General features: G+C 55.6%; 17 protein-coding genes. 1 reads left to right on the top strand and 16 read right to left on the bottom strand.

Features of this window, described 5'->3' with window-relative positions:
* The 7 genes from PKO02S_RS29385 to PKO02S_RS29415 form a co-directional block, all read right to left on the bottom strand.
* Positions 1–1,166, bottom strand: a 1,166-nt coding sequence (locus PKO02S_RS29385) for a CCA tRNA nucleotidyltransferase (protein WP_127588577.1), incomplete at its 3' end; no start/stop codon positions are given.
* A 72-nt stretch (positions 1,167–1,238) separates the two neighbouring features.
* Positions 1,239–2,408, bottom strand: coding sequence for an N-acetyl-alpha-D-glucosaminyl L-malate synthase BshA (gene bshA, locus PKO02S_RS29390; RefSeq protein ID WP_127588578.1), 1,170 nt, complete (start codon positions 2,406–2,408; stop codon positions 1,239–1,241).
* A 99-nt stretch (positions 2,409–2,507) separates the two neighbouring features.
* Entirely contained in the window at positions 2,508–3,215 is a 708-nt protein-coding gene (bshB1, locus tag PKO02S_RS29395; protein WP_127588579.1) for a bacillithiol biosynthesis deacetylase BshB1, read from the bottom strand.
* Positions 3,212–3,634, bottom strand: coding sequence for a methylglyoxal synthase (locus PKO02S_RS29400; RefSeq protein WP_174819971.1), 423 nt, complete (start codon positions 3,632–3,634; stop codon positions 3,212–3,214). The genes bshB1 and PKO02S_RS29400 overlap by 4 nt, the downstream gene beginning before the upstream one ends.
* Before the next feature lie 64 nt (positions 3,635–3,698).
* Positions 3,699–4,502 carry a 4-hydroxy-tetrahydrodipicolinate reductase gene (dapB, locus tag PKO02S_RS29405; RefSeq protein WP_127588581.1) on the bottom strand — a complete coding sequence of 268 codons (804 nt, stop codon included), beginning with the start codon at positions 4,500–4,502 and terminating at the stop codon, positions 3,699–3,701.
* Positions 4,503–4,519: 17 nt separating this feature from the next.
* Entirely contained in the window at positions 4,520–5,032 is a 513-nt protein-coding gene (locus PKO02S_RS29410; protein ID WP_127588582.1) for a tetratricopeptide repeat protein, read from the bottom strand.
* A 31-nt stretch (positions 5,033–5,063) separates the two neighbouring features.
* The gene (locus PKO02S_RS29415; RefSeq protein WP_127588583.1) at positions 5,064–5,402 is read right to left on the bottom strand and encodes a nucleotide pyrophosphohydrolase; all 339 of its coding nucleotides are present in this window, start codon (positions 5,400–5,402) and stop codon (positions 5,064–5,066) included.
* Positions 5,403–5,596: 194 nt separating this feature from the next.
* Here PKO02S_RS29415 and PKO02S_RS29420 point away from each other — a divergent pair, with 194 nt between their 5' ends.
* A complete protein-coding gene (locus tag PKO02S_RS29420) occupies positions 5,597–6,472 on the top strand; it encodes a YitT family protein (RefSeq protein ID WP_127588584.1) in 876 nt (291 codons plus the stop codon).
* A 9-nt stretch (positions 6,473–6,481) separates the two neighbouring features.
* Here the strand turns inward: PKO02S_RS29420 and PKO02S_RS29425 are convergent, their stop codons facing one another.
* From PKO02S_RS29425 to PKO02S_RS29465, 9 genes are all read right to left on the bottom strand, one after another.
* On the bottom strand, positions 6,482–7,372 hold the full coding sequence (locus PKO02S_RS29425; RefSeq protein WP_127588585.1) for a sporulation protein YpjB: 891 nt from the start codon (positions 7,370–7,372) through the stop codon (positions 6,482–6,484).
* Between the two features lie 72 nt (positions 7,373–7,444).
* Positions 7,445–8,089: a DUF1405 domain-containing protein gene (locus tag PKO02S_RS29430; RefSeq protein WP_246067594.1), complete on the bottom strand. Its 645-nt coding sequence runs from the start codon at positions 8,087–8,089 to the stop codon at positions 7,445–7,447.
* Between the two features lie 66 nt (positions 8,090–8,155).
* Positions 8,156–9,028 carry a menaquinol-cytochrome c reductase cytochrome b/c subunit gene (locus PKO02S_RS29435; RefSeq protein WP_127588586.1) on the bottom strand — a complete coding sequence of 291 codons (873 nt, stop codon included), beginning with the start codon at positions 9,026–9,028 and terminating at the stop codon, positions 8,156–8,158.
* A gap of 18 nt (positions 9,029–9,046) precedes the next feature.
* Positions 9,047–9,718 (bottom strand): menaquinol-cytochrome c reductase cytochrome b subunit, encoded by a 672-nt coding sequence (gene qcrB / locus PKO02S_RS29440; protein ID WP_127588587.1) that lies wholly within the window; start codon positions 9,716–9,718, stop codon positions 9,047–9,049.
* Between the two features lie 17 nt (positions 9,719–9,735).
* Entirely contained in the window at positions 9,736–10,272 is a 537-nt protein-coding gene (locus PKO02S_RS29445) for a Rieske (2Fe-2S) protein (protein WP_127588588.1), read from the bottom strand.
* 253 nt (positions 10,273–10,525) lie between these two features.
* Positions 10,526–10,990 carry a DUF2487 family protein gene (locus tag PKO02S_RS29450; protein ID WP_164821757.1) on the bottom strand — a complete coding sequence of 155 codons (465 nt, stop codon included), beginning with the start codon at positions 10,988–10,990 and terminating at the stop codon, positions 10,526–10,528.
* A gap of 149 nt (positions 10,991–11,139) precedes the next feature.
* Positions 11,140–11,316: an IDEAL domain-containing protein gene (locus PKO02S_RS29455; RefSeq protein ID WP_373865251.1), complete on the bottom strand. Its 177-nt coding sequence runs from the start codon at positions 11,314–11,316 to the stop codon at positions 11,140–11,142.
* 119 nt (positions 11,317–11,435) lie between these two features.
* A complete protein-coding gene (locus PKO02S_RS29460; RefSeq protein WP_127588591.1) occupies positions 11,436–11,948 on the bottom strand; it encodes a gamma carbonic anhydrase family protein in 513 nt (170 codons plus the stop codon).
* A 46-nt stretch (positions 11,949–11,994) separates the two neighbouring features.
* The gene (locus tag PKO02S_RS29465; protein ID WP_127588592.1) at positions 11,995–13,317 is read right to left on the bottom strand and encodes a hypothetical protein; all 1,323 of its coding nucleotides are present in this window, start codon (positions 13,315–13,317) and stop codon (positions 11,995–11,997) included.
* Positions 13,318–13,430 lie beyond the last annotated feature (113 nt).

The following is a 13,430-nucleotide window of genomic DNA, read 5'->3' on the forward strand; positions in this document are numbered from 1 at the left end:
ACGGCGCCCGCGCCGTAGCGCACGCTCGCGCGCGCCAGCGCCTCGCGTAGCGCAGGCGCCTCGGCGCCGCCGCCCGCGCGCTCCGCATCCGCGCTCGCCTTGCCCGCTCCCTCGCCTTCCGCTGCGCCCGCACTTGCATCCGCCCTCGCGTTCGCCGAGCTCACTCCCGCGCCTTCCGCTGCGCCAGCTCCCGCGCTCGCCAGGCTCGCGCTTGCGGCTTTGCTCGCTCCCGCTTCCCCGCCGCGCAGCAGCCAAGCCTCCATCCACTCCTGCACCTGCAGGAGTTTGACGATGGAGGCGCTGCTGCCCGTTGAGAAGCGGAGCCGCGCGAAGCCGGCCTTCGCCTGCGCCGAGTCGACGCCTTGGCGCAGCAGCCAGTACGCCCACCGCAGCTCGGGGGCGTCCAGCTCGGCGAGTCGCCCGTTCCACGGCGACTCCACAGCTCTTCCTCCCGCCGCAGCAGTGGCGATCGGCCAATCCAACGCCTCTTTCGTATGCGCTAACAATTCGCTCGACGCCAATAACTCGACGCCACGATCCGGCCCGGCGCCGCCTACGATTCGTTCCAGCTCCGCATGAACCCGCTCCATCGCGATATGCCGCAGGAGCGGCGCTTGATCGAGCAGCGCGAGCCATGTCCGCTCTTCGATTGTCATGCCGTACTCGCAAGCGAACCGGATGCAGCGCAACATACGCAGAGCATCCTCCTCGAACCGCTCCTGCGGCTCGCCGACGCAGCGGAGCACGCTCCGCCGCAGGTCGGCTTGTCCGCCGAACGGATCGATTAAGGCACCGGACGCGTCAAGCGCCATCGCATTGATCGTGAAATCCCGCCGCCGCAAATCCTCGTTCAGCTCGGAAATAAACTCGACCCCCGTCGGGCGGCGATGATCCTCGTACGCCGCCTCCCTCCGAAACGTCGTCACTTCGTAAGGCATGCCGTCCTCGACAACGGTGACCGTGCCGTGCTGGAGCCCTGTCGGGATCGCATGAGCGAACAAACGCAACACGTCATCCGGCTTGGCCGACGTAGCGATATCGATATCCTTCAAGGGCCGTCCCAGCAGCTTGTCTCGCACACAGCCCCCGACCCAATACGCCTCGCAGCCGCTTGAGACAAGCCGCTCTACAACCCGGCGGCCGGCCTGCTCCATACGCTCGGTCATGCCCTGACTCTCCTTCATTGATTTCCCTGCCCTACAATCAACGAGCTAGCCTTTCGCCTTAGCCTTGCTAGCCTAAGCCTTGCACAGCTCCTCATAATTGATCGCCGGCATCGGTCTTCCCAGCACACGGTAATAAATTTGTTCATATTGCACCATCATCAGCTCGTTGCAGAACTTCGTGCGCGCCCGATGGATACATGCCTTCGACATCGATTCGTACAACTGCGGATCGGTCAGCAGGGCGATCGCATGATCCGCCATTTGCTGGGTGTCGCCGATCGGTGCCAGGAATCCGGTCTCACCATGCGTGATGAGCTCTGGAATTCCACCTGCATTCGAACCGATTGTCGGTACACCGCATGCCATCGCTTCCAGCGCGACGAGTCCGAAGCTTTCTTTCTCCGAAGGAAGCAGCATTACATCGGCCAGCGAAATGATTTGCGCTACATCATCCTGCTTGCCGCAGAAATGGACGCGTTCCGTGAGTCCCATTTCCTTCACCATGCAGCAGATCTTCGACAGCTCCGGACCTTCTCCTACGAACAGCAGCCGCGACTTTACCTTTTTGTTCACCCGAGCAAAAATATCTAAAACATCGCCAACACGCTTCACAGGACGGAAGTTGGAAATATGAATCAGCAGCTTCTCGTCCGGACGGGCGAAATCACGGCGAAGCGCGGCGACATCTCTTGGATAATACACACGCTTATCCACAAAATTATAAGCCAGGTCGATCGGGATATTCGTTTTGAGCGACTCGTGCGTTTCTCGGATTAAATCCTTAGATACCGCCGTGACCGCATCGCTCTTCTCCAGCGCCAGACGAATGATGTCGCTAAGCGACTCGTCCTGCCCGAGCACCGTAATATCGGTTCCATGAAGCGTAGTGACGACCTTCAGATGCGAGCCGACCATTTCTTTGGCGAGGAAGGCGCATACCGCATGCGGAATCGCATAGTGGACGTGCAGCAAATCGAGCTCCTGCATTTTCGCCACCTGGGCCAGCTTGCTCGCCAGCGCCAAATCATACGGCGGATACTTGAAAACGTAATAATTGCTGACTTCGACTTCATGATAATAAATGTTTTTCTGGAACTTGCCTAAACGAAACGGGACGCTGTGCGTAATGAAGTGAACCTCATGCCCATTCTCGGCCAAAAGCTTCCCCAGCTCGGTCGCGACGACTCCGGATCCACCCAGCGACGGATAACACGTGATGCCGATTTTTAACTTGTCACTCATGCAGGGCTCCTCCAATCCCGTGATGACTTCCTGTTAAACGCAACGTCATAGCCGAGCCCGCTGCGCCTAACCCTGTATTGTATAGTATTCCGATTGCGGTCAGAATAGATGAACGGAATAAGGAAGCTTGCTCACGAACCCTTCCGCTGCCGCCACCCCGCATTTTTGCCCTAACAAACAATCCCGCGCCTCCACCCGCTCCAGATAGCCCTGGTTCAGCGGCGTCGCGACGAAATCGTTGCTTCGGCCGGAAGCCGTAAATTGTGTGCCGTACGCTTGCAACGACTCCCTCTTGCGTTCGATCTGCGCTGATATATCCACAGTTAAATCCGCGTCATAGACGTCATTGATAAAATAAAAGTAAAGCTGCTGCACCGTCCATGCCTCGAGTCCCGTATCCGGCGCATAGCGGCGAAGCTTGGCGTTGAATACCGCCTCCTGGACAAGCTGGCTGCAGGCGACGTGATCGGGATGGCGGTCCAACCAATACGGCGCGAATACGATACGCGGTCGATGGCGCCGAATCTCCAGCGTAATGCCTTCGATATGCTCCGGCGTCCCGAACAAGCCCCGATCGGCGTAGCCTAAATTCGTCCTCGCCGCCAAACCAAGCACCTGAGCGGCTTTGTCCGCTTCTTGCTTGCGGATCTCGACCGTCCCGTTCGACGACATCTCGGCGTGGGTCAGATCGCAAATGCCGACGCGGTAGCCCGCCTCCGTGTGCTTCGCAATCGTGCCTCCCATGCCGATCTCCGCATCGTCCGGGTGGGCGCCGAAGATGAGCAAATCAAGCGGCTCCTTGCTCATTCCGGTTCACCCGGCTTGTACTTGTGCACCAGCTCCCGCCAGCCGAAATCGCCGCGGTCGAGCGACTTCACGAGCAGCTCGGCTGTCGCGATGTTCGTCGCCACCGGGATGCCCTGCACGTCGCACAGCCGCAGCAAAGCGATGATATCCGGCTCGTGCGGCTGCGCCATAAGCGGGTCGCGGAGGAAGATGAGCAGATCCATCTCGTTCTTCGCGACCAACGCTCCGATCTGTTGATCGCCGCCGAGCGGACCTGACATGAACCGGTGCACGTCCAGCTTAGTCGCTTCCATGATGCGTGCGCCGGTTGTTCCGGTTGCGAACAGCTTATGTCCCATGAACACCCGTTCATAGGCGGTAACAAAATTGACCATCTCTTCTTTTTTGCGGTCATGCGCAATAAGCGCAATGTTCAACATGATGACTCCTCCGCTCCGAATGCGACGTACCCCGCTCGAGGCGGGGCTATTTCTCTTCCCAGATTTAGTCCAAAAACTGCTCGAAGCCGTATACGATGCCGTTTACATCCATTACCCGTTTCACGGCGATGTTGACACCCGGCATATAACCTGCCCGCTCATAGGAGTCATGACGAATTTTGAGCGTTTGCCCGTATCCGCCGAAAATCACTTCCTGCTGCGCAAACACGCCCGGCAGTCTAACGCTATGTATGCGGAATCCGCTATACAGGCCGCCTCTCGCGCCGTCGATCGTTTCCTTCTCTTCCGGATTGCCTTGACGGAATTCCTTGCGGTTCGCCGCGATCATCTCGGCCGTCTGTACAGAAGTCCCGGATGGAGCGTCCAGCTTCTGATCGCCGTGGTATTCGATAATTTCCACATGCGGCATATATTTGGCTGCTTGCGCGGCAAATTTCATCATGAGAATGGCGCCTACCGAGAAGTTCGGTGCGATAATGCCACCGGTCTCGTGTTCATGGCACAGCTTGTCCAAACGTTCGATATCCTCCGGCTTGAACCCGGTCGTCCCTACAACCGGACGTACCCGATTGCGGATCGCGGTTTCGGTGTTAGACAGTACAGAATGAGGGGTCGTAAAATCGACCATGACCTCCGCCTGGGAGTCTCTTAAGGTACCCTCAAGGTCGTCGCTAATTATCACTCCGCATTCTTGCGCTCCGACGATGCGGCCGATATCGACGCCTTGGTTCGAACGGTCGATTGCGGCGACCAGCTTCAAGGCCGGATCGGCCAGCACCATCTTCACGACTTCCTGCCCCATTCTTCCACTTGCTCCGGTTACGGCTACACGTATAATTGCATCCATTTCTGCTGCTTCTCCTTTTATCGTTTCGATAGTTTCGCCCGATCATTCAATTGCTTCAGCATCGTTTGCGCCTCTTCCCGTCCCGGGTCGAGCTTCAGTGCCTCTCTTAACGCTTCCTCCGCCTGGCTGTACCGCCTTAACCCCATATACGCCATCCCGAGCAGCATGTGCGCTTCCAAATTCAAGCCGTCCAGCCGTATCGCCCGACGTAGAAGTGCGGCCGCCCTGCTCCAGTCGCCAGTCCCCTGCTCCATCAGCTTGGAGGCTTTCTGCGCAAGCTCCCTGCCCTGCAAATTGCGGCTGTGGGTCCCATACACCTCATGCTGCGGATCAAGCGCCGCCGCCCGCTTCGCAAGTTTGAGCGCGGAGGAAAGCTTGTTGCTGCGGGCATACGTGATCGACAGCCGATAATGATAATCGGCATTGTCCGGCTCTTCGCGCACCGCCTGCTCGAACCATTCGATCGCTTGCTCGAAATCGTGATTCAAGATCGCTTGGTAAGCCATTCGGATCCTATACTCGCCATTCATATGCTTCACCTCTTGCTACAGCATATGATGCTTATCCTTCTTCGGTGTGCTTTTTGGTCCAGCGGTTCGCGTCGCGGGTCTGGAACTTGTGCATGACCCGGTCATGCGCCTCCGTCAGATCGATCCCGAGCGAATTGGCGAAGCAGATCGTGATGAATAGAATATCGCCCAGCTCCAGCTCGATCGAACTGTCGGCCTCGGTCGCCTTCTTGGGCTTCGGCCCAAATTGATGGTTCACCTCGCGAGCCAGCTCTCCGACTTCTTCGGACATACGGGCCAGCATCGCCAGCGGACTGAAATAGCCCTCCTTGAATTGCGAGATGTAGGCGTCTACTTCTTCCTGCATTGCCTTTAGTGACTTGTCCGACATACGAAAGCGCTCCTATCTGGTCCAGCTTATAGCTGAGTCGCGAATTCTATTTAACATGTTAACGCATCGGAGTTTTGAACACAAATCTTTTTTACGCCCGCCCGCTTAATGGAAAAAGCAAAAAAGCGATATAATGAAAGGAAACACCCGTTCATTGTCGCTTTTTCGGATACGTACGGCTATAGGAGGCACTTATGGTTCATCATGCTAAGTTGCAGCTTCGCAAGCTGCTGCCGATCTTCCTGGGGACGGCCATTTATGCGTTCGGCTTATATTATTTCGTCATTCCCAACGAACTGATGGAAGGCGGCGTTACCGGGATCGCGCTGCTGCTCAACTATGCGTTTCAGCTTCCTACCTCCATTACAACACTAGTGCTAAACATACCGTTGTTCATCATCGGGTGGCGCTCGTTCGGCGGCCGTTCCATGCTGTATACGATAATCGGCACCCTCTCGTTAAGCTTATTCCTTAGGCTGATGGAGGTCGCAATCGCACGCGGCTGGATCGTTCCGTTCCAGTCCACGCAAGATTACTTCCTGGCGACCTTGTATGCGGGCGTAACGTTAGGTGCCGGGCTGGGCATCGTATTTCGCTATGGGGCTACCACCGGAGGGACCGATATTATCGCCCGCCTGCTGGCGCGCAAAAATCGCTGGAGCATCGGCCAAGTGATCTTGACCGTAGATGTCCTTGTCATCGGAGCGTCCCTGCTCTATTTGCCGAAAGAAAAAGTGCTCTACACCTTGGTCGCTGTGTTTATCGCTTCGCGCATCATCGATTTCATTACCGAGGGAGCTTATGCCGCACGCGCATTCACTATTATAACGGACCGTCCAGCAGAAATAGCGTCCACGATAACGCGAGTAATGGACCGAGGCGTTACGCTGTTCCCCGCACGCGGAGCCTACTCGAATACGAGCAAAGAAGTCGTCTACTGCGTCGTTTCCCGCTCGGAGCTTCATACGCTTCAGCAAATCGTGAAGTCGATCGACCCGCTCGCCTTTATCGTCATCACCGATGTTCATGATGTGCTCGGTGAAGGTTTCCGGACCGGAGACAAGCATTAATCGAATGAATCAGAAAAAACGTCCTCTTGTCCGATCTTGGGCGCGATCCTTCGGTTTACCGACAATCCCTTGTTCGACGCGGAAAATGCGCCAAGCCGCAAAAGCTAGCACCGCGATGATAATAGTACCGAGACCCGCCACCCACAGTGTCGGGTTCGGCTGATCCAGGAGCGGCAAGAACGCTTCGGCATCTTTGCGGTGGAACAGCTGATCGATCATCGCGCTCATATGCTCGATCCCGCTCCCTAGCTGCTTCATATCCCATCGCTCCGCGTTCACTTGCGTATTCAGAAACGAGAACAGCGACTCCAATCGCTCTACCTCATGAACTTCCCGGTTCAGAATGACGGCGGGTCGAATAACCGCATAATGTTTGGACAGAGAGGCAAGCGCCGTGCGGGCAGGCTCTACCCTGCCCGCACGCGCCGAATCCTCCAGCTGCTTGACGTTTTCCTTCATCCCTTTGTAATACTGCAGCCACATCGGCTGATTGCGGTGGGACAGCGCATCGGTCGCCAGCCGCACTTTCGCCGCCGCTAGCTGTCCCTCGAAGGCTGAGAATGAAGTCGCGTTCAGCTCCCGCTTCGCATCGATGACCGAATCGGTCAACGCCTGTATGCCTTCGACCGTCGCGATGCCTGTAAACCGGATTTGCGTCAGCTTGTCCCCTACCTCGGACAGCTTAACTCTCGCGGTATCGATATCGCCTTCAATCACTTTTTTGTACATCAGATCGGCCGCCGCATCCAATTGCTCGACCTGCTTTAACGTTTCGCTAGCCACCGCACCTGCCGTTTGCTCCGCCGCATGGCCGCAGCCGCTTGTCCACACCGCTATTCCGAGGAGCGCCATCGCTGCGAGGACAGAGCGGAGTCGAATTAGCTTGGTTGAAACGAACATCGGACATCCCCCTTCGCTTGTACGTAGGGCATGTCCGATTGTTTTCCGGTTCCTTGCGGACAGCCCTTGCCACTAATAGCGTATGAGGGTTTGTCCTTTCTTAGAACGCATATAGACCACGGCTACCACATAAAGGCTGAACAGGCTAAGTCCGAAGGTGAACGGTTCAATCAACCCGAGATCGTCCTGAAGCACTTCAGGCAGCCATGGATAAATCCCCGCATGATAATCGAGGAAATCGTTCAGCAGCAGCCAGATGGCCACCCACAGAAACTGCATCCACTCCAGGACGAATAGGCCGACATACAGCAGCGCTTCAATCGCCATCGCCGTATGGGTGAAGACCAGCATCCAATCCTGCCACAGCGGCATGTCGCCTTGCGACCATCCGGCTACGATCATCGACACCGCCCAGATCCCGTATTTCACGGAGGTCACCATCCCGAACGTAACGGCCAAGCCGCCTAAAAACGATTTTCGCGGGCCATCACCAGGCAGCAGCAGCAGGGATAGCGCTATCGTGAAAAATAACGAGGCCGTCGGGCTGTCCGGCACGAACGGCAAATAAATCGCCCCGAAATGCTCCGATGTGTAGACAAGCTGATTGCCGTACCATAAGTATCCGCCGATCGTGCCCATGAAGTTGACCAATACAAGCAGGACGATCATCGGCCGGCTGAACAGCAGCGCACGGGCCCATGCCAACAATTCGCTCAATCGAAAGCCCCTCTCTTAGAGAAAAACCTGACCGACATCCGGCCAGGTTTCGTCTCCATCATTATGCTACTCTTTCTTTTGCTTGGCGAGCCAAGTGACCAGTGTGTCAATATCAGCGTCAGTCAAGCCCGAATTCTTGAGGGCATCATACTGAGGCGGCATGCTTGGCAACCCTTTTTTGACGATTGTCATGATTTCTTCCTTGGAGTGTTTATCGCCAATACCACGAAGTGCCGGCGCTCCGCTGACACCCTTTAAATCTTTGGCGTGACAAGACACGCAGCTTGCTTTTTGATAAATCGTGTAACCTGAATCTTCTTGCGCTACGATCTGCACCGCGCCAGGTTTGGCCGCACCGCCGCCGCCTCCAGCGTGTTTGGCTGCTTCCATCTCTTCTTCGCGCTTGATGTGCTCCGGAACGATGCCTTTGTCTTCCAGCTCGTGCTGGTAGTGCATCCAGGAAGCAACGGTCAAGTGAATCGTCGCGATCAAGCAGAGGATCATCAACGCGCTTGCCATTGGGCGACGGTAGAAGCGGCGCTCTTTGCCCGAATCCAGGAACGGAGCGAGCATCAGACCGCCGAAGAGCAAACCCGGCAGGACGAGTGTGCCGAGTACTACATAATCGCCGGAAGTATAAGGATACTTCAGCAATTGGTACATGAACAGGAAGTACCAATCCGGCATAGGGATGAACGCCGTATTGAGCGGGTCGGCCGGATAACCGAGCGGTGCCGGCTCCTGCATGACGAGCACTAGAATCCCGACAAGCACGACGGCTCCAACCATCCATTCCTTCAAGAGGAAGTTTGGTACGAATGCTTCCGACTTACCCGGGTATGCCGTGTAATCCTGAGGAATCATTCGTTCGCTTTTCTTACGAACGCGGGAATCCCCTACGAACACAATTTTTTCATCTGACTTATGACCATGCGCCACGATAGGTTCCTCCTTTCATTATAGCGGTCCGGAAATGCCTTGCTTGCGGATCATGAAGAAGTGACCGCCGAGCAATCCGAGCAGCGCTGCCGGCAAGAAGAACACGTGAATCGCGAAGAAACGGGTTAGCGTTTCGGCTCCGACGATTTCTCCGCCTTGCATCAGCGATTGGATATAGCCTCCGATGAACGGAACCGAAGCTGCAATCGAAATCCCTACCTTGGTTGCGAAGTAAGCTTTGTTGTCCCAAGGCAGCAGGTAGCCGGTGAAGCCCAGACCCAGCATGACGAAGAAAATGAGCATCCCGACGATCCAGTTCATCTCGCGAGGAGCTTTGTACGAGCCGGTGAAAAATACGCGAAGCGTATGTAGGAACATCATCACGATGACCAAACTTGCGCCCCAGTGGTGCATCCCGCGTACGATTACGCCGAAGGCCACTTGATGCTGGAGATAGTCCACGCTCGCGTAAGCGTTAATGATATCGGGTGTGTAGTACATGGACAAGAACATCCCCGACAAAATCTGAATGACTACGATGAAAAACGTCAGTCCGCCGAAGCAATAGACGAAGGCGGAGAAGTGATGCGCCGGATTGACGTGCTCGGGCACCTCATGGTCGGCAACGTCTCTCCACAGCGGCGTAATATCAAGACGCTCGTCAATCCAGTTGTACATGCTCTTAAACATTTGATCGAAACGCCTCCTTATTTCACTACGTGCTGATTCGGTTTCACTTTGCCGAGATAGACGAAGCCGTTCTCCAACTTCACGTCGAACTCGTCGAGCGGCGCCGGTGCGACCGCCACATTCTTGCCCTCTTTCGTATAGTGCGCTTCGTGGCACGGGCAAAAGAATTCGTTCGGGAATCGGGAATCCACGTTCCAGTTCACCGTACAACCCAAGTGCTTGCATGTCGGCGACAGCGCGTAAATACTGTTCTTGCTGTCCCGCATGATCCATGCTTCCAGCTCAACGTCGCTCTCGTACCAGCCGTCGATCTGATGGACTTGGAACTTGTACGATTTCGGTTCGGCGGTAATCTTGCTTTCCTCTACGACCTTCACGAACGAGCTTTCGCTCTTCGGCTTCAGGATCGGATCGACCGCGAATCGAACCATCGGAATGATGGGTCCCGCCATAAGAAACGCTCCCGTCCCACCGAGGGTATAGGAGAGGAATTGCCTACGAGATATCTCTCGACGCGTTTTCGGTTTCTCGGAATGGTTGTTGTCATCATGCATGAGTCTCTACCCCCTTTAAACAGTTGTATCACAGTCGCCAATTCGACTTAACTTCGCACGTTACACTAGGACATAACTATAATAGCCTAGGTCATGTGGGGCGTCAAGAATGGATAAATCGTAAATCCAATCCGCTGTGAAACGAACCGCTTCATTGTTGCGAATTTGTCACATCTTGACACCAGCCGCTTCTTTATCGTTTACAAATTAATTTCCATTAATACGCGCACCGGGCTATGGACTGGCAGAACGATCAGCTAGGATCGGCATGCTCCCCGTTGTTCGCTTCCTTGCGCCATAGCTGCTGCACCTTGGCATCGACCAGCTGCTTGAACGACTCGCTGTTCATCGCCCGACCGTCCGTCTCCTGCGGCACGAGCACCAGGTCGGCTTGCGTCAGCTCGCCCGGCACCGCCTTCCAGTCCGCCGCCATGACAATCGTGTACCGGAAGCCCGCGCGTTTCAAATTCCCGCATACTTGCTCAATCATCGGAGAACTGTCCGCTTCATAATCGACGTAATGTAGCGCCGGATACGTTACGATTCTTCCTTTGTAGGGGATTTCCACGAACTCGAGCAGACTGCGGAGAAACTCGAGCTCCTGCACCGCCTTCCAAGGCTCCTCTGTACCGTCGAGCCCCGTAACCGGGATGACGCATGTATCCAAGTAAGGCTGTAGCTTGAACCACTCTTTGCGATCGATATCGCTGAATTTCAACCTTCTCACCTCGATTGCTGCGCGGCTTCCCGCCGCATGCTGTCGTTGCTATTATACCAGAATGGATCGGCTTCCCGGCTTGTGCATTGTGACCATTTCCGCACTTTTCGCGCAAAAAAAAGACCGGGGATTCACACCCGGTACGGTTGTCACGCTTGCAGCATTTTCAGTTCGCGAGTCAGGTTTAAGAAAGTGGCTTCGTCTCCCCGGGCGAGCGCGTCGTCGATCTCCCGGTAAAGCGTTTGCGTCTTATGTTTCCGGACGGCGTCGTCCAGTATCATTTCCGCAAAGAGCCCGAGCATTGCAGCATAGCCAGAAACGTCCATTTTTTCCACGAGACATGACCTCCCACCAAGAAGGCACCGCCGTGCCTCCGCCTTCAGGATTTGTGTTCCTCTATTCCTAATCGCCTGCAACTCCGCATCCCTTACAGGTATCCCGCCAATTACGGGCTAATCTCCCTATATTCCTTCCCTTTCTGTACGTACCCCTCCATCGTTCGCCGCATCCGCTGCAGATCTTGTTCGTTCAACTCGCGGACTACTTTGGCCGGGGAGCCCAGAGAAAGCGTATAAGGAGGAATCGTCTTGTTCTCCGTTACGAGCGATCCCGCTCCTATTAAAGCATATTCACCGATGGTAGCCCCGTTTAGTACAATCGCCCCCATTCCTATTAATGTGCCTCTGCCTATCGTGCAGCCGTGAATGATCGCGCCGTGCCCGACGGAAACCTCCTCTCCGACAAGCAGCGGTTGATTCGTGTTGACATGCCCGATACTGCCGTCCTGGATGTTCGTCCTCGCTCCGATGCGGATGGGGGCGAGATCGCCGCGCAGCACGGTGTTGAACCAGACCGAGCTTTGTTCCTCCAACTGCACGTCTCCGATAAGCTGTACGCCCGCCGCCAAGTAAACCGACGGATGTACGCGTGGAAAATAAGATTGATAGGGATGCAGCATCGTCACTCACTCCGTTCCAAGTAATGGGATCGTTTGGGGAGTGATTCTAGCAAGGGAAATTCAGGTTGTCAATAGCGATCGTGATGCGATCTTCCTCCGCTACATAGGTACCCGTCACGACGCCGCTGCCGAGCTTCGTCATCTTCACGACGGTGCCCCGGCTCTCGTCCTCTCCGATCCGCAGCAGGCCGAGATGCATCATCATCTGCAGCACCCGCTTGTGCAAAATCGACTCCGGCGTATCGTAGTAAAACGGTCGGATCAGCGGACACAGCGTGCGCTCCAAGGCGGCGGTTTCGATCCAGTCCTGCGCCAGCTTGTCGACCCAATAGACGATCGCCTGCAAGCCCGGAATCGGGTTTTTGTAGAGCTTGAACCAAAGCCGGTACACTTGGGTCAAGTCTTCGCGGCGTCCTTCGAGCACGGTCTGTTTGCCTTTGTCGGTCAGCAGGAGAGCTCCTTCTTGCTCGGTAAGCATATTATGAAAGTAGCAGTAGTCGTAGAGAAGCGACAGCCTGTTTGGCAACTCCTTGAACTGTCGGCCGTAGCCGAACCGCCACATTTCTTTGGGCAATTCTTCGCCAACCGACATTCGGTCTAGTATTTGCTGGATAAACCGTTTGTACATCGTGCCGTCGGCGGTCAACTGGATGTCTTGGTGGTACACATAATGAAGCAGAGCATAAATATCGTCCACGATTAGCCGCTGCTCGTCGCGATACACCGCGGGTTCGTCGAGGTATTCAAGGTTGGTCTGGAACTGTTTCAGCAGCGTCTCCTGGAACCGGCGCTTCATGTCCTGCGGGAACTGGAACAAATACCGCGTCTGCTGCGAGAAGCCGTTGAACAGCCAGCCGCGATGCTTGAACTGCGAGATCATTTCGCGCGGACTGCGGCTTTCCGCCTCGCCGTTCGTATTGCTCGCGCCGATTGAGCCGTTTGTGCCGATTGCGCTGCGCTGCTCCGTTTGCAAAGGGGTTGCTTTGGCTTTGGCCGATGCTTTCGCCTTGGCGGTCGCCTTCGCTTTGGCCTTCTGCAGCTGCTCGGCGGGATGGGCGGGTTGCTGAGTCTGTTGGTTCGGCTGGTTCAGTTGATTCGGCTGCGGGAATCGGGATTGGCTCGCGCGTGCAGTCAGCTCCTCGAGACTGAACGTATCCCGCTTCTCGAACACGATGGAGTTCAGGAACCGGATGTCTTCGATGGTCAGCTTCGTCACTTGCTCCTCGAACACGTCCCGGCGGTTGACCTTGGTCAGGATCGACTGGATGAGCTCGTTTTTGGAGTGGCCGTTGCATTCGCAGTCATACGTGTTCGCGATGCTGCTCAGCTGTTGAATATCCGCATAGCACAACATATCCGCCAGATTCATAGAGAGCCTCCTGAGCTTGATTAGTAAACCAGTATCGGTATTTTTCCAGGAAAATAAACCTCTCTTAACGACGGAAAGCTGATAGAAATTAAGAAAAACCATCAGGGAAGATT

The sequence above is a fragment of the Paenibacillus koleovorans NBRC 103111 genome, from assembly GCF_004000845.1.
Lineage (GTDB): Bacteria > Bacillota > Bacilli > Paenibacillales > NBRC-103111 > Paenibacillus_AA > Paenibacillus_AA koleovorans.

What these genes read in the sequence shown, in the direction of transcription:
- PKO02S_RS29420 (WP_127588584.1), top strand. Translation starts at nt 5,597, where the DNA reads ATGGTTCATCATGCTAAGTTGCAGCTTCGCAAGCTGCTGCCGATCTTC.
- PKO02S_RS29415 (WP_127588583.1), bottom strand. Translation starts at nt 5,402, where the DNA reads ATGTCGGACAAGTCACTAAAGGCAATGCAGGAAGAAGTAGACGCCTAC.
- PKO02S_RS29460 (WP_127588591.1), bottom strand. Translation starts at nt 11,948, where the DNA reads ATGCTGCATCCCTATCAATCTTATTTTCCACGCGTACATCCGTCGGTT.
- qcrB (WP_127588587.1), bottom strand. Translation starts at nt 9,718, where the DNA reads ATGTTTAAGAGCATGTACAACTGGATTGACGAGCGTCTTGATATTACG.
- PKO02S_RS29400 (WP_174819971.1), bottom strand. Translation starts at nt 3,634, where the DNA reads ATGTTGAACATTGCGCTTATTGCGCATGACCGCAAAAAAGAAGAGATG.
- dapB (WP_127588581.1), bottom strand. Translation starts at nt 4,502, where the DNA reads ATGGATGCAATTATACGTGTAGCCGTAACCGGAGCAAGTGGAAGAATG.
- PKO02S_RS29425 (WP_127588585.1), bottom strand. Translation starts at nt 7,372, where the DNA reads ATGTTCGTTTCAACCAAGCTAATTCGACTCCGCTCTGTCCTCGCAGCG.
- PKO02S_RS29410 (WP_127588582.1), bottom strand. Translation starts at nt 5,032, where the DNA reads ATGAATGGCGAGTATAGGATCCGAATGGCTTACCAAGCGATCTTGAAT.
- bshB1 (WP_127588579.1), bottom strand. Translation starts at nt 3,215, where the DNA reads ATGAGCAAGGAGCCGCTTGATTTGCTCATCTTCGGCGCCCACCCGGAC.
- PKO02S_RS29445 (WP_127588588.1), bottom strand. Translation starts at nt 10,272, where the DNA reads ATGCATGATGACAACAACCATTCCGAGAAACCGAAAACGCGTCGAGAG.
- PKO02S_RS29465 (WP_127588592.1), bottom strand. Translation starts at nt 13,317, where the DNA reads ATGAATCTGGCGGATATGTTGTGCTATGCGGATATTCAACAGCTGAGC.
- PKO02S_RS29455 (WP_373865251.1), bottom strand. Translation starts at nt 11,316, where the DNA reads ATGGACGTTTCTGGCTATGCTGCAATGCTCGGGCTCTTTGCGGAAATG.
- bshA (WP_127588578.1), bottom strand. Translation starts at nt 2,408, where the DNA reads ATGAGTGACAAGTTAAAAATCGGCATCACGTGTTATCCGTCGCTGGGT.